At 52.1% G+C, this 24,818-nt stretch carries 27 protein-coding genes; 18 read left to right on the top strand and 9 right to left on the bottom strand.

From position 1 onward, the window contains the following. Positions 1-81: 81 nt before the first annotated feature. Positions 82-357 (top strand): YnjH family protein, encoded by a 276-nt coding sequence (locus tag FDX24_RS06635; protein WP_061067768.1) that lies wholly within the window; start codon positions 82-84, stop codon positions 355-357. On the opposite strand, the gene FDX24_RS06640 is transcribed toward FDX24_RS06635, so the two are convergent. Further along, positions 317-730: a pyrimidine (deoxy)nucleoside triphosphate diphosphatase gene (locus FDX24_RS06640; protein ID WP_048211902.1), complete on the bottom strand. Its 414-nt coding sequence runs from the start codon at positions 728-730 to the stop codon at positions 317-319. The two genes, FDX24_RS06635 and FDX24_RS06640, sit on opposite strands and share 41 nt — an antisense overlap. A gap of 79 nt (positions 731-809) precedes the next feature. Between FDX24_RS06640 and FDX24_RS06645 the strand changes: the two genes are divergently transcribed. Continuing rightward, complete coding sequence (locus FDX24_RS06645) at positions 810-1,379, top strand: carboxymuconolactone decarboxylase family protein (protein WP_048211901.1); 570 nt, start codon at positions 810-812, stop codon at positions 1,377-1,379. Further along, a complete protein-coding gene (locus FDX24_RS06650) occupies positions 1,372-1,995 on the top strand; it encodes a CDP-alcohol phosphatidyltransferase family protein (protein WP_137364026.1) in 624 nt (207 codons plus the stop codon). The genes FDX24_RS06645 and FDX24_RS06650 overlap by 8 nt, the downstream gene beginning before the upstream one ends. A 7-nt stretch (positions 1,996-2,002) precedes the next feature. On the opposite strand, the gene FDX24_RS06655 is transcribed toward FDX24_RS06650, so the two are convergent. From FDX24_RS06655 to xthA, 7 genes are all read right to left on the bottom strand, one after another. Next, positions 2,003-3,310: a sulfurtransferase gene (locus tag FDX24_RS06655; RefSeq protein ID WP_137364027.1), complete on the bottom strand. Its 1,308-nt coding sequence runs from the start codon at positions 3,308-3,310 to the stop codon at positions 2,003-2,005. Positions 3,311-3,398: 88 nt separating this feature from the next. Next, entirely contained in the window at positions 3,399-4,031 is a 633-nt protein-coding gene (locus FDX24_RS06660) for an ATP-binding cassette domain-containing protein (RefSeq protein WP_137364028.1), read from the bottom strand. Continuing rightward, positions 4,031-5,566, bottom strand: a complete 1,536-nt coding sequence (locus tag FDX24_RS06665) for a thiamine ABC transporter permease (RefSeq protein ID WP_137364029.1) — start codon at positions 5,564-5,566, stop codon at positions 4,031-4,033. Before FDX24_RS06665 ends, FDX24_RS06660 begins: the two co-directional genes overlap by 1 nt. Continuing rightward, complete coding sequence (locus FDX24_RS06670; RefSeq protein WP_137364030.1) at positions 5,539-6,708, bottom strand: ABC transporter substrate-binding protein; 1,170 nt, start codon at positions 6,706-6,708, stop codon at positions 5,539-5,541. Before FDX24_RS06670 ends, FDX24_RS06665 begins: the two co-directional genes overlap by 28 nt. 31 nt (positions 6,709-6,739) lie before the next feature. After that, positions 6,740-7,450 carry a TVP38/TMEM64 family protein gene (locus FDX24_RS06675; protein WP_137364031.1) on the bottom strand — a complete coding sequence of 237 codons (711 nt, stop codon included), beginning with the start codon at positions 7,448-7,450 and terminating at the stop codon, positions 6,740-6,742. Continuing rightward, positions 7,447-8,103, bottom strand: a complete 657-nt coding sequence (locus tag FDX24_RS06680) for a TVP38/TMEM64 family protein (RefSeq protein ID WP_170973059.1) — start codon at positions 8,101-8,103, stop codon at positions 7,447-7,449. Before FDX24_RS06680 ends, FDX24_RS06675 begins: the two co-directional genes overlap by 4 nt. A gap of 222 nt (positions 8,104-8,325) precedes the next feature. Beyond that, on the bottom strand, positions 8,326-9,132 hold the full coding sequence (gene xthA / locus FDX24_RS06685; protein WP_003030642.1) for an exodeoxyribonuclease III: 807 nt from the start codon (positions 9,130-9,132) through the stop codon (positions 8,326-8,328). Between the two features lie 444 nt (positions 9,133-9,576). Here xthA and FDX24_RS06695 point away from each other — a divergent pair, with 444 nt between their 5' ends. From FDX24_RS06695 to ves, 7 genes are all read left to right on the top strand, one after another. Beyond that, positions 9,577-10,797 (top strand): aspartate aminotransferase family protein, encoded by a 1,221-nt coding sequence (locus tag FDX24_RS06695; protein WP_137364032.1) that lies wholly within the window; start codon positions 9,577-9,579, stop codon positions 10,795-10,797. Then, entirely contained in the window at positions 10,794-11,828 is a 1,035-nt protein-coding gene (astA, locus tag FDX24_RS06700; RefSeq protein WP_101741722.1) for an arginine N-succinyltransferase, read from the top strand. The genes FDX24_RS06695 and astA overlap by 4 nt, the downstream gene beginning before the upstream one ends. Next, positions 11,825-13,303 carry a succinylglutamate-semialdehyde dehydrogenase gene (gene astD, locus FDX24_RS06705; protein ID WP_137364033.1) on the top strand — a complete coding sequence of 493 codons (1,479 nt, stop codon included), beginning with the start codon at positions 11,825-11,827 and terminating at the stop codon, positions 13,301-13,303. The genes astA and astD overlap by 4 nt, the downstream gene beginning before the upstream one ends. After that, positions 13,300-14,643, top strand: coding sequence for an N-succinylarginine dihydrolase (gene astB, locus FDX24_RS06710; RefSeq protein WP_137364034.1), 1,344 nt, complete (start codon positions 13,300-13,302; stop codon positions 14,641-14,643). The genes astD and astB overlap by 4 nt, the downstream gene beginning before the upstream one ends. Next, on the top strand, positions 14,636-15,601 hold the full coding sequence (gene astE / locus FDX24_RS06715) for a succinylglutamate desuccinylase (RefSeq protein WP_137364035.1): 966 nt from the start codon (positions 14,636-14,638) through the stop codon (positions 15,599-15,601). The genes astB and astE overlap by 8 nt, the downstream gene beginning before the upstream one ends. 348 nt (positions 15,602-15,949) lie before the next feature. Then, complete coding sequence (gene spy / locus FDX24_RS06720) at positions 15,950-16,435, top strand: ATP-independent periplasmic protein-refolding chaperone Spy (RefSeq protein ID WP_137364036.1); 486 nt, start codon at positions 15,950-15,952, stop codon at positions 16,433-16,435. Positions 16,436-16,768: 333 nt separating this feature from the next. Continuing rightward, positions 16,769-17,344, top strand: coding sequence for an environmental stress-induced protein Ves (ves, locus tag FDX24_RS06725; RefSeq protein ID WP_048211887.1), 576 nt, complete (start codon positions 16,769-16,771; stop codon positions 17,342-17,344). Between the two features lie 57 nt (positions 17,345-17,401). Here ves and nadE read toward each other — a convergent pair whose 3' ends face one another. Beyond that, positions 17,402-18,232: an ammonia-dependent NAD(+) synthetase gene (nadE, locus tag FDX24_RS06730; protein WP_048211886.1), complete on the bottom strand. Its 831-nt coding sequence runs from the start codon at positions 18,230-18,232 to the stop codon at positions 17,402-17,404. Positions 18,233-18,442: 210 nt separating this feature from the next. On the opposite strand from nadE, the gene osmE reads away from it, so the two are divergent. The 8 genes from osmE (at position 18,443) to cedA (ending at position 24,782) form a co-directional block, all read left to right on the top strand. Next, positions 18,443-18,784, top strand: coding sequence for an osmotically-inducible lipoprotein OsmE (gene osmE, locus FDX24_RS06735; RefSeq protein WP_003030621.1), 342 nt, complete (start codon positions 18,443-18,445; stop codon positions 18,782-18,784). Between the two features lie 298 nt (positions 18,785-19,082). Continuing rightward, positions 19,083-19,403: a PTS N,N'-diacetylchitobiose transporter subunit IIB gene (gene chbB / locus FDX24_RS06745; protein WP_003832547.1), complete on the top strand. Its 321-nt coding sequence runs from the start codon at positions 19,083-19,085 to the stop codon at positions 19,401-19,403. Between the two features lie 82 nt (positions 19,404-19,485). Beyond that, complete coding sequence (chbC, locus tag FDX24_RS06750) at positions 19,486-20,844, top strand: PTS N,N'-diacetylchitobiose transporter subunit IIC (RefSeq protein WP_040233680.1); 1,359 nt, start codon at positions 19,486-19,488, stop codon at positions 20,842-20,844. 54 nt (positions 20,845-20,898) lie between these two features. Continuing rightward, entirely contained in the window at positions 20,899-21,246 is a 348-nt protein-coding gene (gene chbA, locus FDX24_RS06755) for a PTS N,N'-diacetylchitobiose transporter subunit IIA (protein ID WP_101741716.1), read from the top strand. A gap of 13 nt (positions 21,247-21,259) precedes the next feature. Further along, positions 21,260-22,099: a transcriptional regulator ChbR gene (chbR, locus tag FDX24_RS06760; RefSeq protein ID WP_005120798.1), complete on the top strand. Its 840-nt coding sequence runs from the start codon at positions 21,260-21,262 to the stop codon at positions 22,097-22,099. Between the two features lie 123 nt (positions 22,100-22,222). Next, positions 22,223-23,578 carry a 6-phospho-beta-glucosidase gene (locus FDX24_RS06765; protein ID WP_137364037.1) on the top strand — a complete coding sequence of 452 codons (1,356 nt, stop codon included), beginning with the start codon at positions 22,223-22,225 and terminating at the stop codon, positions 23,576-23,578. Positions 23,579-23,590: 12 nt separating this feature from the next. Continuing rightward, on the top strand, positions 23,591-24,349 hold the full coding sequence (chbG, locus tag FDX24_RS06770; protein WP_048211883.1) for a chitin disaccharide deacetylase: 759 nt from the start codon (positions 23,591-23,593) through the stop codon (positions 24,347-24,349). 169 nt (positions 24,350-24,518) lie between these two features. After that, positions 24,519-24,782, top strand: coding sequence for a cell division activator CedA (gene cedA, locus FDX24_RS06775; protein ID WP_071887334.1), 264 nt, complete (start codon positions 24,519-24,521; stop codon positions 24,780-24,782). Positions 24,783-24,818: the final 36 nt, after the last annotated feature.

Below are 24,818 nucleotides of genomic sequence, written 5' to 3' on the forward strand. Positions count from 1 at the left end.
AAACGATGATCGAAGAGGCTAAAGTTTCTGCCGGTTTATACCGTTATACTGAGCATAGATGTCAGTTAAAAAGGAAAGAATATGCGCCGTTTAATCATGGCAGGTGCGTTGGCACTGATGTCCAGCGCGACGCTGGCAAATCAGCTTTATCGCCCGGACGTGCAGGTGAATGTGCCGCCGGAAGTGTTTAGTTCCAGCGGCCAGCGCGCGCAGCCATGTAATCAGTGCTGCATTTATCAGGATCAAAACTATTCAGAAGGGGCGGTGATTAAAGCCGATGGCGTGCTGCTACAGTGCCAGCGCGATGAAAAAACCATCAGCACGAATCCGCTGGTCTGGCGTCGCGTAAAAGAATAAACGCTTCCAGTAGCGGGATATCGGCAGGCGCCAGCGGATAACGCAGCGCCTCTTCGGGTGAACACCAGACGATATCCTGATGCTCATACGCCTTCAGTTCTCCCTGATATGACGGTACATGCCAGGCATGTAAGTGAATCAGTCGGCCCGAAACCTCGCGTTGATGGCTGGCAATGTAGCGCCCCACGACTGCCTCAATGCCCAACTCTTCACGCAGTTCTCGGGCCAGCGCATCTGGCTGACTTTCGCCCAGCTCAACCTTACCGCCGGCAAACTCCCACATGCCTGACTGATCCGCATGCTGCGGACGCTGAGCCAGTAAAATTTTGCCATCACGTTCAATAATAGCGGCGACCACGTCGAGGGTTTTCATTATATTCATCAAGATCTAACGACAGAAAATGACATACTATCGTTATCTTTGTTTTATCTAAAGTATTCAGGAGCCACCGTTGAACGAACCTCAGTCGTGGGTAAAGCCGTTAACGCGTATCCCTTCCAGTCTAAAACCGCTCGCTGCTACGCAGAAAAAACATTATGGCGATGTGCTACATCCCACGCGCTGGTGGGGGCGGATGCCGTTTCTGTTCTGGCTGGTAGCGCTGTTTGTCGGATTTCTGGAGCGTAAAAAGGCGCGTTTAACTCCGGTGATGCGCGCGCTGTTGATGACCCGCGTATCTCAGGTGTGCCACTGCGCTTTTTGCGTTGATGCCAACAGTTTACGCCTGGCTGAACGCTGTGGCGCGCTGGATAAAGTCTTACAGGTTGCCAACTGGCAAGAATCGGCGCTATTTAGCGCAGAAGAGCGCGTAGCGCTGGCCTATGCCGATGCGATCACCGCCACGCCGCCACAGGTTGACGCTGCGCTGAAAGCGCAGATGAAGCAGCAGTTTACCGATGATGCCATTACGGAAATGACCGCGCTGATTGCGTTTCAAAATCTCTCGGCGCGTTTTAATGCCGCTCTCGATATTCCTTCGCAGGGACTGTGCGACACCTTCAAAGGACGCCCGCATGCTTGACCGTCATCTTCATCCGCGTTTAAAACCGCTTTTGCATCGCTGCGTGGGCATTATTGATAAGCCTGCGATTACCCCGGACGGGCTTACGCTGGTCGGTTTTGCCATCGGCGTGTTGGCCTTGCCATTTCTGGCGTTAGGCTGGTATCTGGCGGCGCTGGCGGCCATTGTGCTCAATCGGCTTTTTGATGGGTTGGATGGGGCGCTGGCGCGGCGCAGAGGGCTAACCGATGCAGGCGGATTTCTTGATATCTCGCTCGATTTTCTGTTTTACGCCTTGGTGCCATTCGGTTTTATGCTCGCCGATCCGGCGGCTAACTCGCTGGCTGGCGGCTGGCTGCTATTCGCCTTTATGGGGACCGGTAGCAGTTTTCTGGCCTTTGCCGCGTTGGCGGCGAAACATCAAATTGATAACCCGGGCTACGCGCATAAATCGTTTTATTATCTGGGGGGACTGACCGAAGGTACTGAGACGATTTTGCTGTTTGTGTTTGGGTGTCTGTTCCCGGAATATTTTGCCGTGATGGCGTGGGTTTTTGGCGCGCTGTGCTGGATGACGACGTTTACCCGGATCTGGAGCGGATACCTGACGCTAAAAGCGGTTCAGCGTCAGGCATAATCAGAGATTACTTGCTGCTGTCCGGACCCCGTTCACCGCTGGAGACCGGGTTTTTTGGATTGCTGCTCCACTCATACCAGCCGCCGTCGTAAACGGAGACGTTTTTCCAGCCCATCGCGCGGGCATACATAAACGTTTCTGAAGCGCGCCAGCCGGTACCGCAATAGAAAGAGACCTGTTGATTCGGCAGGATATTCCATTGCTTCCACATGGCGGCGATGTCATCCGCGCTGCGCATGGTGCCATCCGGATTATGGAAATCTTCCATGTGGGTGGAATCACTGCCCGCGTGGCCCCAACGTGCGCCTGCAATCTCACCTTTTGGCTTAATGTAGCTATAGCCGCTGGTGGTACCGACAAATTCTGGCCATGAACGAATGCTCACCAAAGACGCATCCTGGCGATGCAGCAGACCGCGAGCCTGTTCCATATCGAGCATCAACTGCGGCTGGGCAGGAATGGTCACGCCGAAATCTGGTTCTGGTTTCACCGATGGCGCCGTGCCGCGTTCGACCGGTAAACCTGAGTCGGACCAGGTTTGCCAACCGCCGTCGAGCAGACGAACATCTTTCACGCCTGCGTACAGCATAATTTGCGCCACGCGCGCAGCGGCATAGACATCGCGACCGTATAAAATCACCGTGGTGTCGTGGCGGATACCGTGTTTCGCCAGCATCGCTTTGAGCTGCGCGTCGGAAACTTTATTCCACAGCGGTTCGCTTTCGACTTCGTTGGTATCAATGTAGCCCGCACCAGGGATGTGGCTCAGCAGATACAACTTCGGCGCGCCCCAGGCGGCCTCAATCACTTTCCAGTCACCCGCCGGTTTAGCGGTTACGTTTTTACCCTGCTGCAGGTCATGCAGCCACTGCGGGTACACCAGCTGTTCGAAGTGCGGCAGACGTTGCAGGCGGGCAGGGTCCGTAAGCGCATCGCTGAGGGTGGAGATATGGTTAAAGCCCACTTTTTGCAGGCGGGCTTTGACAGCCTGTATGTCGTTATCGTTGCCATACAGCGCCACCGGCGCGTCGGTGTTGAGTTGATGTGACTTAACCCAGGCGCTGAGTTGTTCATTATTCATCTTGTCGAGCCAGGCGGCAGACAGGTTCAGTGCGGAAGGTTCGTGTCCTGAAGGACCATTAAGCGACTGCGGCCAGCCGTTGTAAAAAGCGCTCTGACGGGTATCGATCGCCGCGCCTTGCTTTTGCTGTAACTGGTTGAGGGTAAGCGTCTGTGCTGTTTCAGTAGCCCAGGAAGAAGCGCAAGCGAGCCCTAAAGCCAGTGCCAGCGCGGTCATTTGAGAAACACGTTTCATCGAATAGCCCGACGTTGAAAAAAAGAGGACGACATTCTGTGCCGCCGGTTACGTAAAAACCTTGCGTTAACGCAGCATATCGCCACATTCACGCCCAGTTTTCCATCTGAAATACACGGCCTGCTGGCGGGACATCCTGCGCGTCATGGGTAACCTGTACCACTGGAATACCCAGCTTACGCACCTCGGTGAAGACCCATTGGCGAAAGGTGTCACGTAGCGACGCATCCAGCCGACTAAAGGGTTCATCAAGTAACAGTGCCTGAGGCTGCGCCAGTAGCGCGCGGAGCAGGGCGACACGCGAGCGTTGTCCGCCGGAGAGCGACGCCGGATCGCGCGAATAAAAACCGGCCAGGTCCGCACGCGCGAGAGCGCTTTCCACCGCATGTCGTCTGGTGGAACCCTGTAGAGTGGCGGGTAGGGCCAGCAGTAAATTCTGCCCAACGCTGAAATGGTCAAACAGCAGTGCATCCTGAAACAGAATGCCAATCTGGCGCTGCGCCGTAGGCAGAGCGTCAACGCGTCGTGCGTTGAGCCACAGCTCGCCTGATGCCTGAAATTGAGGTGACAACGCCCCGACCATCCACGAAAACAGCGAAGACTTTCCACTGCCGGAGGAACCCATAATCGTGACAATGTCACTTTTATTAACCTGAAAGGTAACGTTCTTCAGCAGCGCAGTCGCACCCTGGTACAACGAAAGGTTTTGCACAATGAGCATTAGCGGAGTCCTTGTCGAAAGCGGCCAATCCACGCAGCGAGAAACGCCGTGAGTGCGAAAACTAACAGCGGTAACAGAAGCTGCCATAGCGCCTGAGTTGCCAGAATCGCAGTGCTACCGCCGCTGCTTAATGCCACCGCTTCGGTGGTCAACGTGGGAAAGCGTCCAGCGCCTAACCACAGCGTCGGCATATACTGGGCGATACTGACAGAGAATCCGACCGCGAAGGCAATCAGAGCCGGGCGAGCCAGTAGCGGGCATTTTACCTGCCAGAATATGCGGCCCCGCGTCCAGCCAAGCGTTTGTGCAATCAAAATCAATCGCGGGTCAATGCGCTGCCAGGCCGGTTTAAGCACAAATAGCATCCAGGGCATCACCCATAGCAGGTGTCCCCAGACAATGGTCCTCATCAGTCCATCCTGCCCGACATATAACGCCAGCAAATACTGGCCGGTTACCAGCGGCAGTGCAGGCAAAATCAGCGGTAGCCAGACCCAACGGTGTCCGGTTTGCGGTCCCCATTCCAGCCAGGCAAAAAGTATCAGCAGCGCCAGCAGGCTGGAGACGAGTCCCAGTTGCAGACTATTGCCGAGCGCCTCGCTATTTAGCGAGGAATAGTTGGCGAGCAGCGCCAGAACCAGTGCGCATAGCACACCGTTAAGGGGCAAAAGTTGTACTAATGAACGTTCGATTGTACAGGATGGAAAACGCAGGCGTTCACCATTTACTGCCGGGATAGTACGTCGCCAGACGCGCCACAACAAATAACCCACCAGCGCGATAATGAGGAGCAACAGCACCAGTAACAGGCTGGCGAGTGCGCCTTTCGCCTGCTGCGCGGCATCGCCCTGGCTGAGCCATTGCCAGCTCAACACAGCAAGCGTTGGCGGATTTCCGGGGCCGAGGACGATTGCCACATCCACAACGGAGAGTGACCAGGCAACAATCGCCAGCATAGCTTTGCCTAATGCCGGGCCGATCGCGGGCAGTACCAGCCAGTTCAGGCATTGCAGTCGGCTGTAACCCAGCGAATCCAGCACGATAACCTGCTGCGAAAGTTGTTTTTCACTTAGCAGGGCCGAGAGGATCCATAACAAAAAAGCGCTCTCTTTCACCGCCAGCGTCACGCCAAGCCCAATGCCGTAAAGGTCTGGCTGTGGGCTGAGGAACGGCAGCCATTGCCAGATTTTACCGCCTTCGGCAAAAATCAACAGCGCGCTGGTGGCGAAGGCAACATGCGGGATCGCCAGCAGCCACGGAAGACGGGTGCTTAGTCGCGCCCAGCCTGCACCGGGCCATAAAGCGAGGATCGCCAGCAGCGCGATGATTAGTGCGCCGCTGGCAGCCAGCCCTGTGGAAACCAGCGTCGCCAGTAATGCCTGCGGAAGTTGAGGGTCGGCAAAGAGCGCCAGCCAATGGGTGAGGCTAAGGGCTGGCGCTATCAGAGAGAAAGCCGCTGGCGCCAGCGGCAGATAAACTGCCGCCATGATGGCCCAGAGTAGCAAAATTAATGCGTACCGTAGCGGCGTAGCCATTCTTGTTCCAGAGCGTTTACCCAGGCGGCATGCGGTTCCGGCAGAACGGCAGGGAGTCCTTGCGGGATCCGCGCCAGCAGCGCATCACGCTGTTCGACAGGTAATTTTTGTGGATCAAGCACCGAAGGATCTCCCCAGACAGTTGAGTCGGCTTTACGCAGTTGTGCTTCGGGCGAAAGCAGGAAGTTTGCCACGACTTTTGCTCCGGCACTGGCGCGGGCATTCGCCGGAATAGCAACAAAGTGCACGTTGCCGAGCATGCCCTGTGAGAAACCAAAACTGTAGCTGCTTTTAGGCAATTCGCCGCTGGCCACTTTTTGCAATGCATGGGCCGGATTAAAGGTCAATGATAAACGCAGGGTGCCGCTATTGAGCAGTGCATCCATTCGTGCTGGCGTGGGCGGAAAATCTTTGCCTTCACGCCAAAGTACAGGGTGCAAGGTATCAAGATAATGCCACAATGGCGCGGTTACGTCGGCGAATGTCGCTGCATCTGGCGCAACTTTCAATGCCTGTGGTTTGGTGGTGAGCGATATTAACAACTGCTCCAGAAACGCCGTGCCGGTAAAGTCGGGCGGGCGCGGATAGGTCACCGTGCCAGGGTGCGCCTGCGCAAATTCAAGCAGTGCCTGCGGAGATTGCGGCGGCTGCGCGGTGAGATCGCGCCGGGCAATGAAGGTGAGTTGGGCACCGCCCCATGGTGATTCAGCTCCCTCCGTCGGAACGGAGAAATCTTCGGTCACCGGTTTCTGGGTATCAACATAGCGCCAGTTAGGCAGCGTTTGCGCCCACTGAGTTTGCAGCAGCCCGGCTTCTTTCAGGGTGCGGAAGTTTTCGCCGTTAACCCACAATAAATCGACAGAACCGCCGGTTTTTCGCCCGGATGCCGCTTCCGTCTGGATGCGTTTTACTGCGTCGGCGGCATCTGCCAGGCGTACGATTTTCAGGTTAATGGCGTAGTGCGTTTTCATCTCACCGCTAACCCAGTCGAGATACTGGTTAACTGCATTGTCGCCACCCCAGGCGTTGAACCACACCGTCTGACCGCGGGCATCGTTTTTGATTTGTTGCCAGCCGTCGTTCTGGGCAAACGTCGCCAGCGGACAGAGCATTAAACTCAGGCACAATAAGCAGTAACGCATAGTATCTCCATGGCTAAAAATGGGGGAAGTCTCAGGTTTTTTTTCGTTGATGTTCAAGATAAAGGCTTCTCGCCACTGAAATTATTACGCTCAGAGCGAACAGGATGAACAGGCCGGTTACAAACCAAAATGTACCGCCGGTTAACAGGCTACCCGCCCATGAATAGACGATAGTGGCGGGTAACTGTCCGATGCCGGTGGCGATGAAAAAATGGCGAAAACGAATCGAGGTCAGGCCTGCTGCGTAGCTTACCGGGTCGAACGGTACAAAAGGTAACAGGCGACAGACCAGAATGGTGTGCTTACCATAGCGCTCGAAAAAAGCGTCCATATTGTTCAGCACCGTTTTTCCGGTCAGCTTTTCTACCGCACCGCGACCTAAAATACGGGCAATAAAAAAGCACAGCGCCGCACCTGCCATCGCACTGCTCCAGGACAGTATGCCGCCCCAAAATGCGCCAAACAGCGAGGCGTTGGCAAAGGTGATCACAAAAGCGGGAAGCGGGGCGACGATGGCCTGCAAGATCATCAGGAAGAATGAAACGACCGCCGCCTGAGTTCCGTAAGAACGAATAAAATTCTCAAGAGCATGCTGATCGAGCGTGGTAAATGCCGCCAGACTGGCGTGGAGAAAATTGCTCACGCCAGGTATCCACGCCCACGCCATCAGCGCGAGCAGCAGCAGAGCAATCAAACTCGCCCGGTAATAGCGAACCAGCCGAGCTTTGTTTCGTTTTATCATTTATCCGTACACTCATGATTTGCTGACGGATCGATATGCTTATACCGGGCCCAGGCTTTGGCTGTCTGAACGAGGGCGAATAACGCCAGCCCCGCCACGCTGAGCTTACCGATAAATACCAGGGTAATGCCTTCGCTGGCGAGTTCATGCGACATCAGCGTATAGATAAAGATACCGGGTAAGGTGGTAAGTGCCGATATTATGGTAAATGACCAGAACGGAATGGCAGTCAGCCCGTAAGCATAGTTTTGAATATTATAAGGAAACAGTGGAACGAGGCGGGTCAGGATCAGAAAGTCGATACCGCTATGGGCAATCCCTTTTTCGATCGCCTGAAACGTCGCCGTATGCCCGACATGTTTCAGTAATAGTTCCCGCCCAAGCCAGCGTGCCAGTAAAAATGACAGTGCCGAGGCAACAGTTGCTGCCAGTAAAGAGATGAGCGTGCCAACCAGTGGGCCGAAAAGGATACCGCCGACAATCACCAGTATGCTGCCGGGTATCAGGCACAGCGCCGCAACGATAAATAGCAGAATATAAAGTGCGTAGCCGAACAGCCCGCTTTGGTGGATGACATCTTGCAAATGATGGAGATTGGTTATCAGGTCAGACAGACCAAAATAGTGGAAAACCCCAGCCAGGGCGCAGAACAGCACTGCCACAATCAGCAGTCGGTATTCTGCCTTATGCGAACTTCTTTTTCATGGGGGGTCTCCTGTAAAACCGAGTGCAATGGAGCATTTTCGTCAGCGAAAAGTGCGCGCGAAGATATAATAAATTCCCGGCCGCAACAATGTATTACCGCCGCTTTATTGATTTTGCACAGAATAAACAGACTCTCCAGGCCGGGCCCGGAGAGTAAAAAACATAGGAGGTCAGACGCGGAATTTAGCCCATACCGGCGCATGGTCGGACGGTTTTTCCATGCTGCGAATTTCATAGTCGATGCCGGTTTCTTCGCAGCGTTCCGCCAGCGGATTGCTTGCCAGCAGCAGATCAATTCGCAGACCACGGTTATCGTCAAAGCCTTTTGAGCGGTAATCAAACCACGAGAACTGGTCATTCTTTTCAGGATTTGCGTGACGGTAGGTATCCACCAGACCCCAGCCCAGCAGGCGTTCCATCCACTCACGCTCCTCCGGCAGGAAGGAACATTTTCCGGTACGCAGCCAGCGTTTACGGTTCTCTTCACCGATGCCGATATCCAGGTCGGTTGGGCTGATATTCATATCACCCATGATCAGCACCGGATTATCGCGTTTCAGTTCAGTCTCCAGATAGTTTTGTAAGTTCTGATAGAACGCCGCTTTCGCCGGGAATTTAGTTTCATGGTCACGGCTTTCGCCCTGTGGGAAGTAGCCGTTGATCACAGTGATGCTGCCCAGAGGGGACGGAATTTCTGCCATGATGATACGACGCTGCGCTTCTTCGTCATCGCCCGGGAAGCCACGACGTACCGCAATTGGCGTTTCTTTCGTTAACAACGCGACGCCGTAATGGCCTTTCTGGCCGTGATAAAAGACGTTGTAACCGAGCTTTGCTACCTCTTCGAGAGGGAACATATCGTCGTGAACTTTTGTCTCCTGTAAGCCAATCACATCCGGTTGGTGTTTTTCGACAATGGCTGCCAGTTGATGAGGACGGGCACGCAGGCCGTTGATATTAAAAGAGACAAATTTCATAGTCGCTGCCACTTTGTAAGATGAATAGTGCAAGGATGGTAGCAGAATTTCCACGAACTGACTGCTTCTTGTCACCTGATTCCAACAATGATTGCTAATGGTGTTAACGATGGAGCAAAAACTGCACCGTTTTGGCGCGAAGCGCGTCGCTATGGGGCAATAATTTCCGATAAATTTCGTATACGATCACAATTCCAGAATTATATTTGGCGACTGAATAAAACTGCGTTTTTTCCTCTGTTTAGTCGCCTGATGCGCAAACATATTCACTTTATATGCACATGTAGTGAATATTGCCGTGTTGTAACCTGTTGATATTCCGTCCTCGACCTCCATTTATGCACTTTTTTCGCTGGCTGGCACGAACCCTGCAATCTACATTTACACCGCAAACACTATATTTATTAACATATAAATAACCTTTTATTTACCGTTGAGGTCGCTATGTCTCTGTCAATTACGCGTGAAAATTTTGATGAATGGATGATGCCTGTATACGCTCCGGCCCCTTTTATTCCGGTGCGGGGTGAAGGTTCACGTCTGTGGGATCAGCAGGGTAAAGAGTATATCGATTTCGCGGGAGGCATTGCGGTTAACGCGCTGGGTCACGCCCATCCGGCATTGCGCGAGGTATTAAACGACCAGGCGAGTAAATTCTGGCATACAGGAAATGGCTACACCAACGAGCCGGTATTGCGTCTGGCGAAAAAGCTGATTGACGCCACCTTTGCCGAGCGCATTTTCTTCTGTAACTCAGGGGCAGAGGCCAACGAAGCGGCGTTAAAACTGGCGCGTAAATATGCTCACGATCGTTTTGGTAGCCAGAAGAGCGGGATTGTGGCGTTTAAAAATGCATTCCATGGCCGCACGCTGTTTACCGTCAGCGCCGGTGGTCAGCCCGCCTATTCACAGGATTTCGCGCCGCTGCCGCCGGATATCCGCCATGCCGTGTATAACGATCTCGATTCTGCCAGCCAGTTGATTGATGACACGACCTGTGCGGTCATCGTCGAGCCTGTCCAGGGCGAAGGCGGCGTGGTGCCGGCAACAAACGCGTTTTTGCAGGGGTTGCGTGAATTATGCGATCGCCATAATGCGCTGCTGATTTTTGATGAGGTTCAGACCGGGGTTGGCCGTACCGGCGAACTGTATGCCTATATGCACTATGGTGTGACGCCAGACCTGCTGACGACGGCCAAAGCGCTTGGCGGTGGTTTTCCTATTGGGGCGTTATTGACCACAGAACGTTGCAGCAGCGTGATGACCGTGGGCACTCACGGTACAACTTACGGCGGAAACCCATTAGCCACTGCCGTAGCGGGTAAGCTGCTGGAAATTGTTAACACGCCGGAAGTCCTCAATGGTGTGAAACAGCGTCATGACTGGTTTGTGGAACGTATTAACGCCATTAACGAACGTTTTGGACTGTTTAGCGAAATTCGTGGGCTTGGACTGCTGATCGGCTGCGTACTGAATGCGGAATATGCCGGGAAAGCAAAACTCATCTCGCAAGAAGCGGCTGTTGCCGGGGTGATGGTACTGATTGCCGGCGCTAACGTGGTGCGTTTCGCGCCAGCGTTAAACGTCAGCCAGGAAGAGGTGGCAACCGGGCTGGATCGTTTTGCGCTGGCATGCGAACGCATTAAAGCAGGAGGTTCATCATGATGGTGATTCGCCCCATTGAACGTGCTGATATTACCGCGTTGATGCAGCTTGCCGGTAAGACCGGCGGCGGATTGACCTCGCTACCGGCGAATGAAGCGACGCTAATGGCGCGTATCGAACGTTCGCTACAAACCTGGCGCGGTGAGTTGCCCAAAAGTGAGCAGGGATATGTGTTTGTGCTGGAAGACAGCGCCAGCGGAACTGTGGCGGGGATTTGCGCCATTGAGGTGGCGGTAGGACTTAACGATCCCTGGTACAACTATCGGGTCGGTACTCTGGTGCATGCCTCGAAAGAGTTGAATGTCTATAACGCATTGCCGACGCTGTTTCTCAGTAACGATCACACCGGAAGCAGTGAGCTTTGCACGCTGTTTCTCGATCCGGACTGGCGTAAAGAAGGTAACGGCTATTTGTTGTCGAAGTCGCGCTTTATGTTCATGGCCGCGTTTCGTGACCGTTTTAACGAAAAAGTCGTTGCAGAGATGCGGGGTGTCATTGATGAACACGGTTATTCACCGTTCTGGCAAAGCCTCGGCAAACGTTTTTTTTCAATGGAATTCAGCCGCGCAGATTTTCTCTGTGGCACCGGACAAAAAGCCTTTATTGCTGAGCTGATGCCTAAACACCCTATTTACACCCACTTCCTGTCGGAAGAAGCACAAAGTGTGATTGGCGAAGTGCATCCGCAAACGGCGCCAGCCCGTGCGGTGCTGGAGAAAGAGGGGTTTCGCTACCGTAACTATGTCGATATTTTCGACGGCGGGCCGACTCTGGAATGCGATATCGACCGGGTGCGGGCAATACGTAAAAGCAGGCTGGTGGAAGTGGCGGAAGGTCAGCCAGCAACCGGCGATTATCCGGCTTGTCTGGTGGCTAATGAAAATTATCAAAACTTCCGCGTCATGTTAGTGCGTGCTGACCCGAATACCCAACGACTGGTGCTGACGGCAGCGCAACTGGACGCCCTGAAATGTCACGCGGGTGACCATGTACGTTTTGTGCGTCTTTGTGCAGAGGAGAAAGCAGCATGACATTATGGATAAACGGCGACTGGGTAACAGGGCTCGGCGAGCGTCGGGTGAAAACCAATCCCGTCAGCGGAGATGTGCTGTGGCAGGGTAATGATGCCGATGCAACTCAGGTGGCGCAGGCGTGCCACGCAGCGCGTACGGCTTTTCCGGGCTGGGCAAGACAGCCTTTTGCCGCGCGTCAGGACATTGTCGAGAAATTCGCGACGCTGCTGGAGAGTAATAAAGCAGAACTGACGGCGATCATTGCACGGGAAACCGGCAAGCCGCGCTGGGAAGCTGCAACCGAGCTGACGGCGATGATCAATAAAATTGCCATCTCAGTGAAGGCGTATCACACCCGTACCGGGGAACAGCATAACGCGTTGCCAGATGGCGCTGCGACGTTACGTCATCGCCCACACGGTGTTCTGGCCGTGTTTGGCCCGTATAACTTCCCCGGTCATTTACCTAATGGTCATATCGTTCCGGCGTTGTTGGCTGGCAATACGTTGATTTTCAAACCCAGCGAGCTGACGCCGTGGACCGGTGAAGCCGTGGCAAAGCTGTGGGCGCAGGCGGGATTACCGCCGGGCGTGCTGAACCTGGTACAGGGCGGGCGTGAAACGGGGCAGGCCCTGAGCGCGCTGGAAGACCTTGATGGTCTGCTGTTTACCGGCAGCGCCAATACCGGTTATCACCTGCATCGACAGTTATCTGGCCAGCCAGAAAAAATCCTCGCTCTCGAGATGGGAGGGAACAACCCGCTGATTATCGAGAACCCGGAAGATATTGATGCCGCCGTGCATCTGACCATTCAATCTGCGTTTGTTACCGCCGGACAGCGTTGTACCTGCGCCCGCCGCCTGTTAGTTAAAAAAGGCGCGCAGGGTGATGCCTTCCTGGCGCGTCTGGTGGAAGTCAGCCAGCGTTTAATGCCCGGCAACTGGGATGCAGAACCGCAGCCGTTTATGGGCGGACTGATTTCCGAACAGGCAGCGCAGCATGTCTATGATGCCTGGCAGCGTCTGGCGTCTTTGGGGGGCCGTACCCTGTTAGCACCGCGTCTGGTGAAAGCCGGAACCTCACTGCTGGCTCCTGGTATCATCGAACTGACCGGAGCGGCGAACGTACCTGATGAAGAGGTTTTTGGCCCTCTGCTTGGCGTCTGGCGCTATGACAGCTTTGATGACGCGATTCGCATGGCGAACAACACCCGTTTTGGACTGTCGTGTGGGTTAGTTTCACCCGATCGCAGCCAATTTGATCAATTGCTGCTGGAGGCGCGGGCAGGGATCGTCAACTGGAATAAGCCGTTAACCGGCGCGGCGAGTACAGCGCCGTTTGGCGGGGTTGGCGCGTCCGGGAACCATCGTGCGAGTGCGTGGTATGCCGCAGATTATTGCGCCTGGCCGATGGCAAGTCTGGAATCACCAGCCTTAACGCTGCCAACGGCGCTTAGCCCAGGACTCGATTTTTCTCGTGAGGATAAGCGATGAAAGCCCGTGAGATTAATTTTGATGGTCTGGTGGGACTGACCCACCACTATGCTGGATTGTCATTTGGTAATGAGGCCTCAACCAAACACCGTTTTCAGGTGTCGAACCCTCGTCTGGCGGCGAAACAGGGTTTGCTAAAGATGAAAGCGCTGGCGGATGCGGGATTTCCCCAGGCGGTGATCCCGCCCCATGAGCGGCCTTATATTCCGGTGCTACGGCAGTTGGGATTTAGCGGCAGTGACGAGCAGGTACTGGAAAAGGTGGCACGGCAGGCACCTCACTGGCTCTCCAGTGCCAGTTCCGCTTCGCCGATGTGGGTGGCGAATGCGGCAACGGTCTGTCCTTCGGCAGATTCGCTGGACGGAAAAGTGCATCTGACGGTCGCGAATCTGAATAACAAGTTCCACCGTTCACTGGAAGCGCCAACCACAGAAGCGTTGCTAAGCGCGATCTTCCGCGATGAGAGCCGCTTTACGGTCCATAGTGCATTGCCCCAGGTTGCGTTACTGGGTGATGAAGGCGCGGCAAACCATAACCGTCTCGGTGGTGATTACGGCGACCCCGGCATACAGGTGTTTGTCTATGGTCGTGAAGAGGGCAACGGCGCGCATCCGAAGCGTTATCCGGCGAGGCAATCCAGAGAAGCCAGCGAGGCTGTTGCGCGCCTGAATCAGGTGAACCCTAATCAGATTATCTTTGCTCAGCAAAACCCGGATGTTATCGATCTTGGTGTGTTTCATAACGATGTTATTGCGGTATCAAATCGTCAGGTGCTGTTTTGCCATGAATTGGCGTTTGCCAACCAGCAGGCTTTGTTACAGCAGTTGCATAGCCAGGTGGCGGGATTTACGGCGCTGGAAGTTCCCCTGGCTGAAGTGTCAGTGCAGGATGCCGTGGCAACATATCTGTTTAACAGCCAGCTACTCAGTCGTGATGACGGTTCAATGATGTTGGTCTTGCCGCAGGAATGCCGGGAGCATGCAGGGGTATGGCATTATTTAAACCGTCTGCTTGAAGATGACAACCCGATTGACGATCTACGGGTATTCGATCTGCGCGAAAGCATGTCCAACGGTGGTGGCCCGGCATGTCTGCGCCTTCGGGTCGTGTTAACCCCACAGGAGCAACAGGCGGTGAACCCGGCGGTTCTCATGAATGATGTGCTGTTTAACACGCTGAATAACTGGGTTGATCGTTACTATCGCGATCGTCTTACCGCCGCAGACCTTGCTGACCCGCAGTTGCTGCGCGAAGGGCGTGAAGCCTTGGATACGTTGACGCAATTACTCAACCTCGGTTCGGTGTATCCCTTCCAGCAGGAGCGTGCACGCCATGGATAATTTCCTTGCGCTGACGCTTGCGGGGGATTCGCCAGATGCCACCCGGGGGAAAGCTCACGGTTTTGACTGGCAATGGATCGGGCATGGCATGCTGGAGCTGACGCCGGTTGTTCCGGTTGAGCGTTCGCTGGTTTTGTCTGCGGGCATTCATGGTAATGAAACCGCACCAGTAGAAATACTGGATACATTGTTGGCCGGGTTGTTTAGCGGCAAGCTGCCGCTGACATGGCGGCTATTGCTGATCCTGGGCAATCCGCAGGCGTTAGCTGCGGGCAAACGCTACTGTCATAGCGATCTGAACCGTATGTTTGGCGGCCGCTGGCAGATTTTTACCGCGAGTGAAGAAACGCGCCGAGCCCATGAACTTGAGCTGTGTCTGGACGATTTTTACGCGCGGGCGCAAGAGTCAGTACGCTGGCATCTGGATCTGCATACCGCGATTCGCGGTTCACTGCATCTGCGCTTTGGCGTGTTGCCACAACGCAACGTTGCCTGGGATGAGGGTTTTCTTGAATGGCTGGGAGATGCAGGACTTGAGGCGCTGGTGTTCCATCAGGCGCCTGGCGGTACGTTCACCCATTTTAGCGCTGAACATTTTGGCGCGCTGGCCTGTACGCTGGAACTGGGTAAAGCGCTGCCGTTTGGACAAAACGATCTGTCCCAGTTTGCGCAGACGGCGGATGCGCTGGCGAAACTGCTGCAAGGCGAGCGAATCCCTACGGGAGAAACATCTCCGCTGCGCTACCGCGTAGTGTCGCAAATCACGCGGCGCAGCGACGATTTTATTCTCCATATGGATAACCAGACGCTCAACTTTACCCCCTTTAAAGAGGGGACCTTGCTGGCGCAGGATGGCGATGAACGTTTTATCGTCACCCATAACGTTGAATATGTTCTCTTTCCTAATCCAAATGTGGCCTGTGGTTTACGCGCGGGACTGATGCTGGAAAGGTTGTAAAAGATATATCCGCCCTCGGGTTAATCTCTGAGGGCTTATTATTGCGTGCTGTTTGTATTTATTACGGATTATTCCTGGTAAGCTGCTTTCTTAATAACCAGGTTTCAGGTATAGTTCTTCATAATTCTTTCAAAATCATCGTGTTGTAATTTTTTATTTCAACTCTCCGCAATTTATTCTTTTTTTCTTCATAATTGATGAAAGTTTGTTTTTTACACTTTCATTGTTTTACCGTTGCTCTGATTAATTGACGCTTAAGTCGGTAAAGTTAATCCCGTCAACACGACATCACATTGCATAAGCTTCGCGTGAATGTCGTAAGAATAACTGAAAGGAAGGATAGAAATTATGCGTAAATTGACTGCTCTGTTTGTTGCCTCTACCCTGGCGCTGGGCGCTGCAAACCTGGCTCATGCCGCTGACGTTACCACAGCAGCTCCGGCAGATGCCAAACCGATGATGCACCACAACGGTAAATTCGCCCCGCATCACGACATGATGTTTAAAGACCTGAACCTGACCGATGCACAGAAACAGCAGATCCGCGACATCATGAAAGGTCAGCGCGATCAGATGAAACGTCCTCCGCTGGAAGAACGCCGTGCAATGCACGATATCATCGCCAGCGATAGCTTCGATAAAGCGAAAGCTGAAGCGCAGATTGCGAAGATGGAAGAGCAGCGCAAAGCTAACATGCTGGCGCATATGGAAACGCAGAACAAAATTTACAACATTCTGACCCCGGAACAGAAAAAACAGTTTAATGCTAATTTTGAGAAGCGTCTGACAGAACGAGCAGCGCAGAAAGGTAAAATGCCACAAGCTGCCGAATAATCGGTAGGCGTCTATACTCAATCATTCATGCTGTGTCGGAGCAGATTTCCCCGGACAGCGTGAAAAAAAACTCAAGACCGCCGGCCTTGTCCACAACACGTTTAACGATGTGGGCAGGATCGGCGGGTTTTTTCGCTTGGGACAGGTTATGCTCCTGAGGCCCGCGAAAATGCTACCTGGATCAGCGCGTTAAACTTTTTTGCAAAACGCCATGGTCATCGCTAAGGCAAATCAACTCTGCTGCCGATAACAACGAGCAGGGTGAATGATAACAATGATGATTTGGCTGCCTGATGACGGCATGTCGGCGCACAGTGCCTTTCTGGAGGGATGATGGAGTACTTTGATATCCGCAAAATGCCGGTTAATCTCTGGCGTAATGGTGCGGGAGAAACGCGTGAAATATGTTGTTTTCCGCCAGCAACGCGCGACTTTCACTGGCGGGCGAGTATTGCCTCCATTGCTGCGAACGGCGAATTTTCACTCTTTCCCGGAGTTGAGCGCGTTATTACACTGCTCGAAGGGGGAGAAGTCACATTGGAAGGTGCTAACACGTTACCGCATACGCTAAAACAGCATCAGCCTTTTACGTTCGCCGGTGACCGCGTGGTAAAAGCGAAGCTGACGGAAGGACAGATGTCGATGGATTTTAATATCATGACCCGTCGGGATGTTTGCCAGGCTAAAGTTCGTGTGGCTGACCGGACGTTTACGACCTTTGGTTCGCGTGGCGGCGTGGTATTTGTTATTAGCGGAGCCTGGCAACTGGGGGATAAGTTGCTGACGGCTGACCAGGGGGCGTGCTGGCATGACGGTAAGCATACGTTGCGACTGTTGGAGCGCGAGGGGAAGTTGTTGTTTAGTGAGATTAACTGGAAGCCAGGTTTTTCGCCTGATTCGGTGCAATGACGTCGTTTGGGCCGGATAAACCATTTTGTGGTTATCCGGCACGGGTAAATCAGCGAATTACGATTTTTTCCAGAAGTCGTCAAACACCGTAATCGGTGGGCGACGTTTGTGTTCTGTTTTCACGTACCAGCCTTCAATTTTCTTCGCAACGTCGGCATTCAACGTTTTTCCTTCCAGATAATCGTCAATGTTGTCGTAGGTAACGCCTAATGCTGCTTCATCTGGCAGAGAGGGACGATCGTCTTCGAGGTCGGCGGTTGGCGCTTTCTTGTATAAATGCTCAGGGCAACCCAATGTCGCAAGAAGCTGCTTACCCTGACGCTTGTTGAGGCGGAATATTGGGTTAATGTCAGTGCCGCCATCGCCATATTTGGTAAAGAATCCGGTAATGGCCTCTGCGGCGTGATCGGTACCCACGACAACACCGCTGGTCATTCCGGCGATACTGTATTGTGCCTTCATACGCTCGCGGGCTTTTTCATTGCCGCGCACAAAATCACTCAGTTCAATACCTGCTTCGCGCAATGCCTGCTCGCTGGCCAATACCGCGCCTTTGATGTTGACGGTGAGTACACGGTCAGGTTGTATAAACGCTATCGCGTCCTGACAGTCCTGTTCATCGGCCTGCACACCATAAGGCAGTCGCACGGCAATAAACTGCAAAGCATCGTTACCCGTTTCTTCACGTAACTCGGAAATCGCCATTTGGCATAACTTTCCGGCCAGGGTTGAGTCCTGTCCGCCGCTAATCCCTAACACCAGCGATTTAAGGAAAGGGTAGGTTTTGAGGTACGATTTCAGAAAATCCACGCTGCGGCGAATTTCCTCTTCTGCATTAATATGTGGTTTGGCGCCAAGTGCCCGGATTATCTCTTGCTGCAGAGTCATTTAACCCCCTATGGAAAATAAAATGATCAAAAATAACGATGTGTTAAAGCTAACGCGTTGACGTCCAAACGACAAGGGATGCAGCCGGATATAACATCATTTTGTTTTGATAGAATTTTCTGAAATGACCCGAGTATCAACTGACAGCTTGAAAAATGCGTTGTTGTGCTCCAGGCTTATATAACACGCTGAAAAACAAGAGGACGGAATATGAACAAGAATCTAACAGGAATTCTGAGTGCAGCGGCGGTATTGACTATGCTGGCAGGCTGTACGGCTTACGATCGTACCAAAGACCAATTTGTGCAGCCCGTGGTGAAAGATGTGAAGAAAGGGATGAGCCGGGCGCAAGTGGCGCAGATTGCCGGTAAACCTTCTTCTGAAGTCAGCATGATCCATGCGCGTGGTACATGTCAGACCTACATCCTGGGTCAACGAGATGGTAAAGCAGAGACCTATTTTGTTGCATTAGATGATACTGGGCACGTGATTAATTCCGGCTACCAGACCTGTGCGGAGTACGACACCGACCCGCAGGCAGCGAAGAAGTAACAACTGTTTATTGCCTGAGCACTCTGACGAACCGGCCGCTGTGCCGGTTTTTTTGTGTCACGCGATCTTATTTATTGTCGCGAATTATTTGCCCGAAGTGTGAGGGGTGTCATAACCACAGGTCAAGGAGAGACAATTTAGTTGGTCAATGAAATACCATCCGCGGGTGCAATCCCGTATACTCATTTCAGCCACCTAAAAAAGTAATTTAGCTGACGCAAGTTACCCAGAGCATGGATGCAGGTTATGGCTTGCGGAGTGTCTGGTACACAGATAATCGCACATGAGGATCGTTTTAATGGAAAAGAAACACATTTATCTGTTTTGTTCTGCGGGCATGTCGACTTCTTTGTTGGTCTCGAAGATGCGTGCTCAGGCTGAAAAATACGAAGTGCCGGTTATCATTGAAGCGTTTCCCGAAACGCTGGCCGGAGAAAAAGGCCCAGTAGCCGATGTCGTGTTATTAGGTCCACAGATTGCTTATATGTTGCCCGAAATTCAGCGTTTGTTACCCAACAAACCTGTAGAAGTGATTGACTCGCTGTTGTATGGCAAAGTCGATGGTTTAGGCGTGCTTAAGGCTGCAGTTGCAGCAATTAAAAAAGCCGCAGCAAATTAATTATTTTAAATTTTCCCGTCAAAGAGTTATTTCATTAACATTCACCGCAATTGTTAATTGCGGTATTTAAGGGTATTTTTCTATGAGTAACGCTATTGCTTCACTTGAAAAGGTACTCCTTCCTTTTGCTGTAAAAATTGGAAAGCAGCCACACGTTAATGCAATCAAAAACGGTTTTATTCGTTTAATGCCGTTAACCCTCGCAGGGGCTATGTTTGTATTAATCAATAACGTTTTCCTGAGCTTTGGGGAGGGGTCGTTTTTTTATTCCATGGGCATTCGACTTGATGCTTCAACTATTGAAACACTAAATAGTTTAAAAGGCATCGGTGGGAACGTCTATAACGGTACGCTGGGTATTATGTCATTGATGGCGCCATTCTTTATCGGTATGGCGTTGGCGGAAGAACGCAAGGTCGATGCGCTGGCTGCTGGTTTATTATCTGTCGCCGCATTTATGACAGTCACACCTTACAGTGTGGGTGAAGCCTATGCCGTGGGTGCTAACTGGCTGGGCGGTGCGAACATTATTTCCGGTATTATTATCGGCCTGGTGGTCGCGGAAATGTTCACCTTCGTCGTGCATCGTAATTGGGTTATTAAATTACCTGATAGCGTTCCGGCTTCTGTTTCTCGCTCCTTCTCTGCACTGATTCCTGGCTTCATTATCCTCTCTATTATGGGGATCATCGCCTGGGCGTTGAACACCTGGGGAACGAACTTCCACCAGATCATCATGGATTCCATTTCAACTCCGCTGGCGTCACTGGGTAGTGTGGTGGGTTGGGCATACGTGATTTTTGTTCCGCTGTTGTGGTTCTTTGGTATTCACGGTTCTTTGGCACTGACTGCACTGGACAGCGGTATCATGACCCCCTGGGCGCTGGAAAACATCTCTATCTACCAACAGTTTGGTTCCGTAGACGCGGCACTGGAAGCGGGTAAGACGTTCCACGTCTGGGCGAAGCCGATGCTGGACTCCTATATTTTCCTGGGAGGGAGTGGGGCAACGCTGGGTCTGATTATTGCTATCTTCCTGGCATCTCGTCGCGCTGATTATCGTCAGGTAGCAAAACTGGCACTGCCATCAGGTCTGTTCCAGATTAACGAACCCATTCTGTTCGGTCTGCCGATTATCATGAACCCGGTTATGTTTATTCCATTCATCCTGGTTCAGCCGATTCTGGCAGCGATTACCCTGGCCGCTTATTACACAGGCATTATTCCACCAATTACCAACATTGCACCGTGGACTATGCCAACCGGTTTGGGCGCATTCTTTAACACCAACGGTAGCGTCGCTGCTCTGCTGGTCGCGTTGTTTAACCTTGGCATCGCAACGCTGGTGTACCTGCCATTTGTGGTCGTCGCCAACAAAGCTCAGAACGTCATTGATAAAGAAGAAAGCGAAGAAGATATCGCTAACGCATTGAAATTCTAAATTTAATCCGGCATGGCTATGCGGCCATGCCGGACTGAACCAGAGGAAAAAAGTATGTTGGATATCGAGAACATCGTCGACACGCAGTCAGAAGCAGAAGAGCTTGAAGAAGTGGTGATGGGGCTCATCATCAACTCGGGTCAGGCGCGTAGCCTGGCGTATGGCGCGCTCAAAATGGCCAAACAGGGTGATTTTGAGTCAGCGAAGACCATGATGGAACAGTCTCGCATGGCGCTGAACGAAGCACACCTTGTCCAGACCAAACTGATTGAAGGCGATCAGGGTGAAGGTAAAATGAAAGTCAGCCTGGTACTGGTCCATGCACAGGACCACCTGATGACGTCGATGCTGGCACGTGAACTGGTGACAGAACTGATTGAGCTTCACGAGAAGCTGAAATAGCGAGGAGTGCAGAATGCAGCTACAGATTAACGCACCGGAAATTAAAACCGTCTATGAGCAGCAGCTTTTTAATGGCAAAAATTTTCATGTGTTCATCTATAACAAAACTGAGAGCATCAGTGGGCTGCATCAGCATGATTACTACGAATTTACCCTTGTATTAACTGGACGTTACTATCAGGAAATCAACGGTAAGCGTGTACTGCTTGAGCGCGGAGACTTTGTCTTTATCCCGTTGGGATCGCATCACCAAAGTTTCTATGATTTCGGCGCGACGCGAATTCTTAACGTTGGTATCAGTAAACGTTTTTTTGAACAGCACTACCACCCGTTGCTGCCATTTTGTTTTGTCGCATCGCAGGTGTATCGGGCGAACAGCTCGTTTCTTACCTACATCGAAACGGTTATAGCATCACTGAACTTTCGTGAAAGTGGACTGGATGAATTTGTAGAAGTGGTCACCTTCTATATTATTAATCGGTTACGCCATCATCGGGAAGAGCAGGTGCTGGATGATATTCCACAATGGCTTAAAACTACCGTGGAAAGCATGCATGACAAAAGGCAGTTCAGCGAAAATGCGCTGGAAAATATGGTACACCTGTCCGCAAAATCCCAGGAGTATCTGACCCGTGCAACCCAGCGTTATTACAGTAAAACGCCAATGCAGATTATTAATGAAATCCGCATTAATTTTGCTAAAAAACAGCTGGAAATGACTAACTATTCTGTAACTGATATTGCCTATGAGTCTGGTTACAGTAGTCCGAGCTTGTTTATTAAAACGTTTAAAAAGCTGACGTCGTTTACACCAAATAGCTATCGTAAGAAATTAACGGAATTTAATCAGTAAATTTTATTTACCAATAACCAATTTTTATAGCTTGCCCAAAATAGCGCCGGGACTGCCACGCTATACCTGACGAATGGGTTGAGCATAATACGTGTCAGTGTTTTTACACTGAAGGGAGAAATTATGAGCCAGAAATTAAAAGTCGTCACTATCGGTGGCGGGAGCAGCTACACCCCTGAATTACTTGAAGGCTTTATTAAGCGTTATCATGAATTACCGGTCTCTGAATTGTGGCTGGTGGATGTCGACGGTGGTAAAGAGAAGCTGGACATTATTTTTGACCTCTGCCAGCGCATGATTGATAAAGCTGGCGTCCCGATGAAAGTGTATAAAACGCTGGATCGCCGCGAAGCGCTGAAAGATGCTGATTTCGTTACTACCCAGTTGCGGGTTGGGCAACTGCAAGCCCGTGAAAAGGATGAACGCATTCCGCTGAGCCACGGGTATCTGGGGCAGGAAACCAACGGCGCTGGCGGGCTGTTCAAAGGCCTGCGTACCATTCCGGTTATCTTTGATATTGTGAAAGATGTGGAAGAACTGTGCCCGAATGCGTGGGTGATCAACTTCACTAACCCAGCCGGGATGGTGACTGAGGCGGTTTATCGCCATACGAATTTCAAGAAATTCATCGGGGTATGTAATATTCCGATCGGCATGAAAATGTTCATCAGCGACGTGCTGGCGCTGAAAGAGAGCGATGACTTATCCATCGATCTGTTTGGTCTGAACCATATGGTCTTCATTAAGGATGTTCTGGTCAACGGTGTGTCACGCTTTGATGAACTGCTGGACGGCGTTGCGTCGGGTCAGTTGAAAGCCTCTGGCGTGAAGAACATCTTCGATCTGCCGTTCAGTGAAGGGCTGATTCGTTCACTGAGGCTGCTGCCGTGCTCGTATTTGCTGTACTACTTCAAGCCAAAAGAGATGCTGGCGATTGAAATGGGCGAATATTACAAAGGTGGTGCACGCGCACAGGTGGTACAGAAAGTAGAAAAGCAACTGTTTGATCTGTATAAAAATCCTGAGTTGAATGTTAAGCCGAAAGAGCTGGAACAGCGTGGCGGGGCTTATTACTCTGATGCCGCGTGTGAAGTCATCAATGCTATCTACAACGACAAACAGACCGAACATTACGTCAACATTCCTCATCATGGCCATGTTGATAATATTCCTGCGGACTGGGCCGTTGAGATGACCTGCACGCTGGGGCGCAATGGTGCAACTCCGCACCCACGTATCACCCATTTCGATGAAAAGGTTCTGGGGCTTATCTATACCATTAAAAGTTTTGAAGTGGCGGCGAGCAACGCAGCACTGAGCGGCGAGTTGAATGATGTGCTGCTGGCGTTGAACCTGAGCCCGCTGGTGCATTCCGACACTGATGCTGAAATTCTTGCCCGTGAGCTGATTCTGGCGCATGAAAAATGGCTGCCAAATTTCGCCGGATGCATCGAGAAACTTAAAAGCGAACAACACTAACTGAGGTTGGCTATGGAACGCGTACTGATTGTGAATGCGGATGATTTTGGCCTGAGCAAAGGACAAAACTACGGCATTGTTGAAGCCTGTCGCAATGGCATTGTCACCTCAACCACGGCCCTGGTGAATGGCGAGGCGATAGAGCATGCGGTACAGCTTAGTCGCGATATACCGGAGCTTGCCGTTGGGATGCACTTTGTCCTGACGCTCGGCAAACCGTTAACGGCTATGCCGGGTCTGACGCGTGACGGTGTGTTAGGGAAATGGATCTGGCAGATGGCAGAGGAAGAAACGTTGCCGCTGGAAGAGATTTCTCGAGAGCTGGCTGCACAGTATCAGCGTTTTATTGACCTGTTCGGGCGGGGGCCGACGCATCTGGATAGTCATCACCACGTGCATATGTTCCCGCAGATTTTCCCAATTGTCGCCAGTTTTGCCGCGGAGAGAGGCGTTGCGTTGCGGATCGATCGGCAGACGGTGTTCCAGGCGTCCGATTTACCGGAAACGTTGCGTACCTCCCAGGGATTTAGCAGTGAGTTTTATGGCGACGCGATTTCTGAGGCCCTGTTTTTGCAGACGCTGGACGCGTCCGCAGACCGGGGAGAGTCCTCGCTGGAAGTGATGTGTCATCCGGCGTTTATCGATGACATCATTCGACAAAGTGCCTACTGTTACCCCCGCTTAACTGAGCTTGACGTACTGACGTCTTCGTCATTGAAATACGCTATTGCGGAGCGCGGTTATCGTCTTGGCAGTTTTCTGAACGTTTAATTCCTGAGTTGGCGGCGCGTCGGTGCGCCGCATTTTTTTGTCTGCGTCATTGATGTTTGCTGCAACTTATCTGTTCCCCCCATTATCGCCACCCACTTCACGAATTCACTGTTTTTGCACCGTCCAGGGGTAAAATCAGCTAAGATAGCGTTTTTCAGATTTTTAGAATTTGTCTTTAGTGAAGCAACTGATTATGAAACCTCTTCGCCAACAAAATCGTCCGGTCATCAGCTATGTTCCTCGCGTGGAGCCCGCTCCGCCAGAGCATGCGGTGAAAATGGATGCGTTTCGTGACGTATGGATACTGCGCGGAAAATATGTCGCTTTTGTCTTAATGGGGGAGGCATTTCAGCGTTCGCCTGCATTTACGGTTCCGGAGTCGGCCCAGCGCTGGGCTAACCAGATTCGCCAGGAAAACGAACTGAGCGATTAATCGGATATAAAAAAACCGCCGGAGCATAACTCACTG

Origin of the sequence: Citrobacter sp. wls716 (assembly GCF_005280975.1) — a bacterium.
GTDB lineage: Bacteria > Pseudomonadota > Gammaproteobacteria > Enterobacterales > Enterobacteriaceae > Citrobacter > Citrobacter youngae.

Coding starts and splice junctions, on each gene's coding strand:
- ves (WP_048211887.1), top strand. CDS start 16,769: ATGGAGTACTTTGATATCCGCAAAATGCCGGTTAATCTCTGGCGTAAT.
- FDX24_RS06665 (WP_137364029.1), bottom strand. CDS start 5,566: ATGGCTACGCCGCTACGGTACGCATTAATTTTGCTACTCTGGGCCATC.
- chbA (WP_101741716.1), top strand. CDS start 20,899: ATGTTGGATATCGAGAACATCGTCGACACGCAGTCAGAAGCAGAAGAG.
- nadE (WP_048211886.1), bottom strand. CDS start 18,232: ATGACTCTGCAGCAAGAGATAATCCGGGCACTTGGCGCCAAACCACAT.
- FDX24_RS06765 (WP_137364037.1), top strand. CDS start 22,223: ATGAGCCAGAAATTAAAAGTCGTCACTATCGGTGGCGGGAGCAGCTAC.
- astB (WP_137364034.1), top strand. CDS start 13,300: ATGAAAGCCCGTGAGATTAATTTTGATGGTCTGGTGGGACTGACCCAC.
- FDX24_RS06640 (WP_048211902.1), bottom strand. CDS start 730: ATGAAAACCCTCGACGTGGTCGCCGCTATTATTGAACGTGATGGCAAA.
- FDX24_RS06660 (WP_137364028.1), bottom strand. CDS start 4,031: ATGCTCATTGTGCAAAACCTTTCGTTGTACCAGGGTGCGACTGCGCTG.
- FDX24_RS06655 (WP_137364027.1), bottom strand. CDS start 3,310: ATGAAACGTGTTTCTCAAATGACCGCGCTGGCACTGGCTTTAGGGCTC.
- spy (WP_137364036.1), top strand. CDS start 15,950: ATGCGTAAATTGACTGCTCTGTTTGTTGCCTCTACCCTGGCGCTGGGC.
- FDX24_RS06695 (WP_137364032.1), top strand. CDS start 9,577: ATGTCTCTGTCAATTACGCGTGAAAATTTTGATGAATGGATGATGCCT.
- FDX24_RS06635 (WP_061067768.1), top strand. CDS start 82: ATGCGCCGTTTAATCATGGCAGGTGCGTTGGCACTGATGTCCAGCGCG.
- chbC (WP_040233680.1), top strand. CDS start 19,486: ATGAGTAACGCTATTGCTTCACTTGAAAAGGTACTCCTTCCTTTTGCT.
- astA (WP_101741722.1), top strand. CDS start 10,794: ATGATGGTGATTCGCCCCATTGAACGTGCTGATATTACCGCGTTGATG.
- osmE (WP_003030621.1), top strand. CDS start 18,443: ATGAACAAGAATCTAACAGGAATTCTGAGTGCAGCGGCGGTATTGACT.
- FDX24_RS06650 (WP_137364026.1), top strand. CDS start 1,372: ATGCTTGACCGTCATCTTCATCCGCGTTTAAAACCGCTTTTGCATCGC.
- chbB (WP_003832547.1), top strand. CDS start 19,083: ATGGAAAAGAAACACATTTATCTGTTTTGTTCTGCGGGCATGTCGACT.
- chbR (WP_005120798.1), top strand. CDS start 21,260: ATGCAGCTACAGATTAACGCACCGGAAATTAAAACCGTCTATGAGCAG.
- astD (WP_137364033.1), top strand. CDS start 11,825: ATGACATTATGGATAAACGGCGACTGGGTAACAGGGCTCGGCGAGCGT.
- chbG (WP_048211883.1), top strand. CDS start 23,591: ATGGAACGCGTACTGATTGTGAATGCGGATGATTTTGGCCTGAGCAAA.
- FDX24_RS06675 (WP_137364031.1), bottom strand. CDS start 7,450: ATGATAAAACGAAACAAAGCTCGGCTGGTTCGCTATTACCGGGCGAGT.
- xthA (WP_003030642.1), bottom strand. CDS start 9,132: ATGAAATTTGTCTCTTTTAATATCAACGGCCTGCGTGCCCGTCCTCAT.
- FDX24_RS06670 (WP_137364030.1), bottom strand. CDS start 6,708: ATGCGTTACTGCTTATTGTGCCTGAGTTTAATGCTCTGTCCGCTGGCG.
- astE (WP_137364035.1), top strand. CDS start 14,636: ATGGATAATTTCCTTGCGCTGACGCTTGCGGGGGATTCGCCAGATGCC.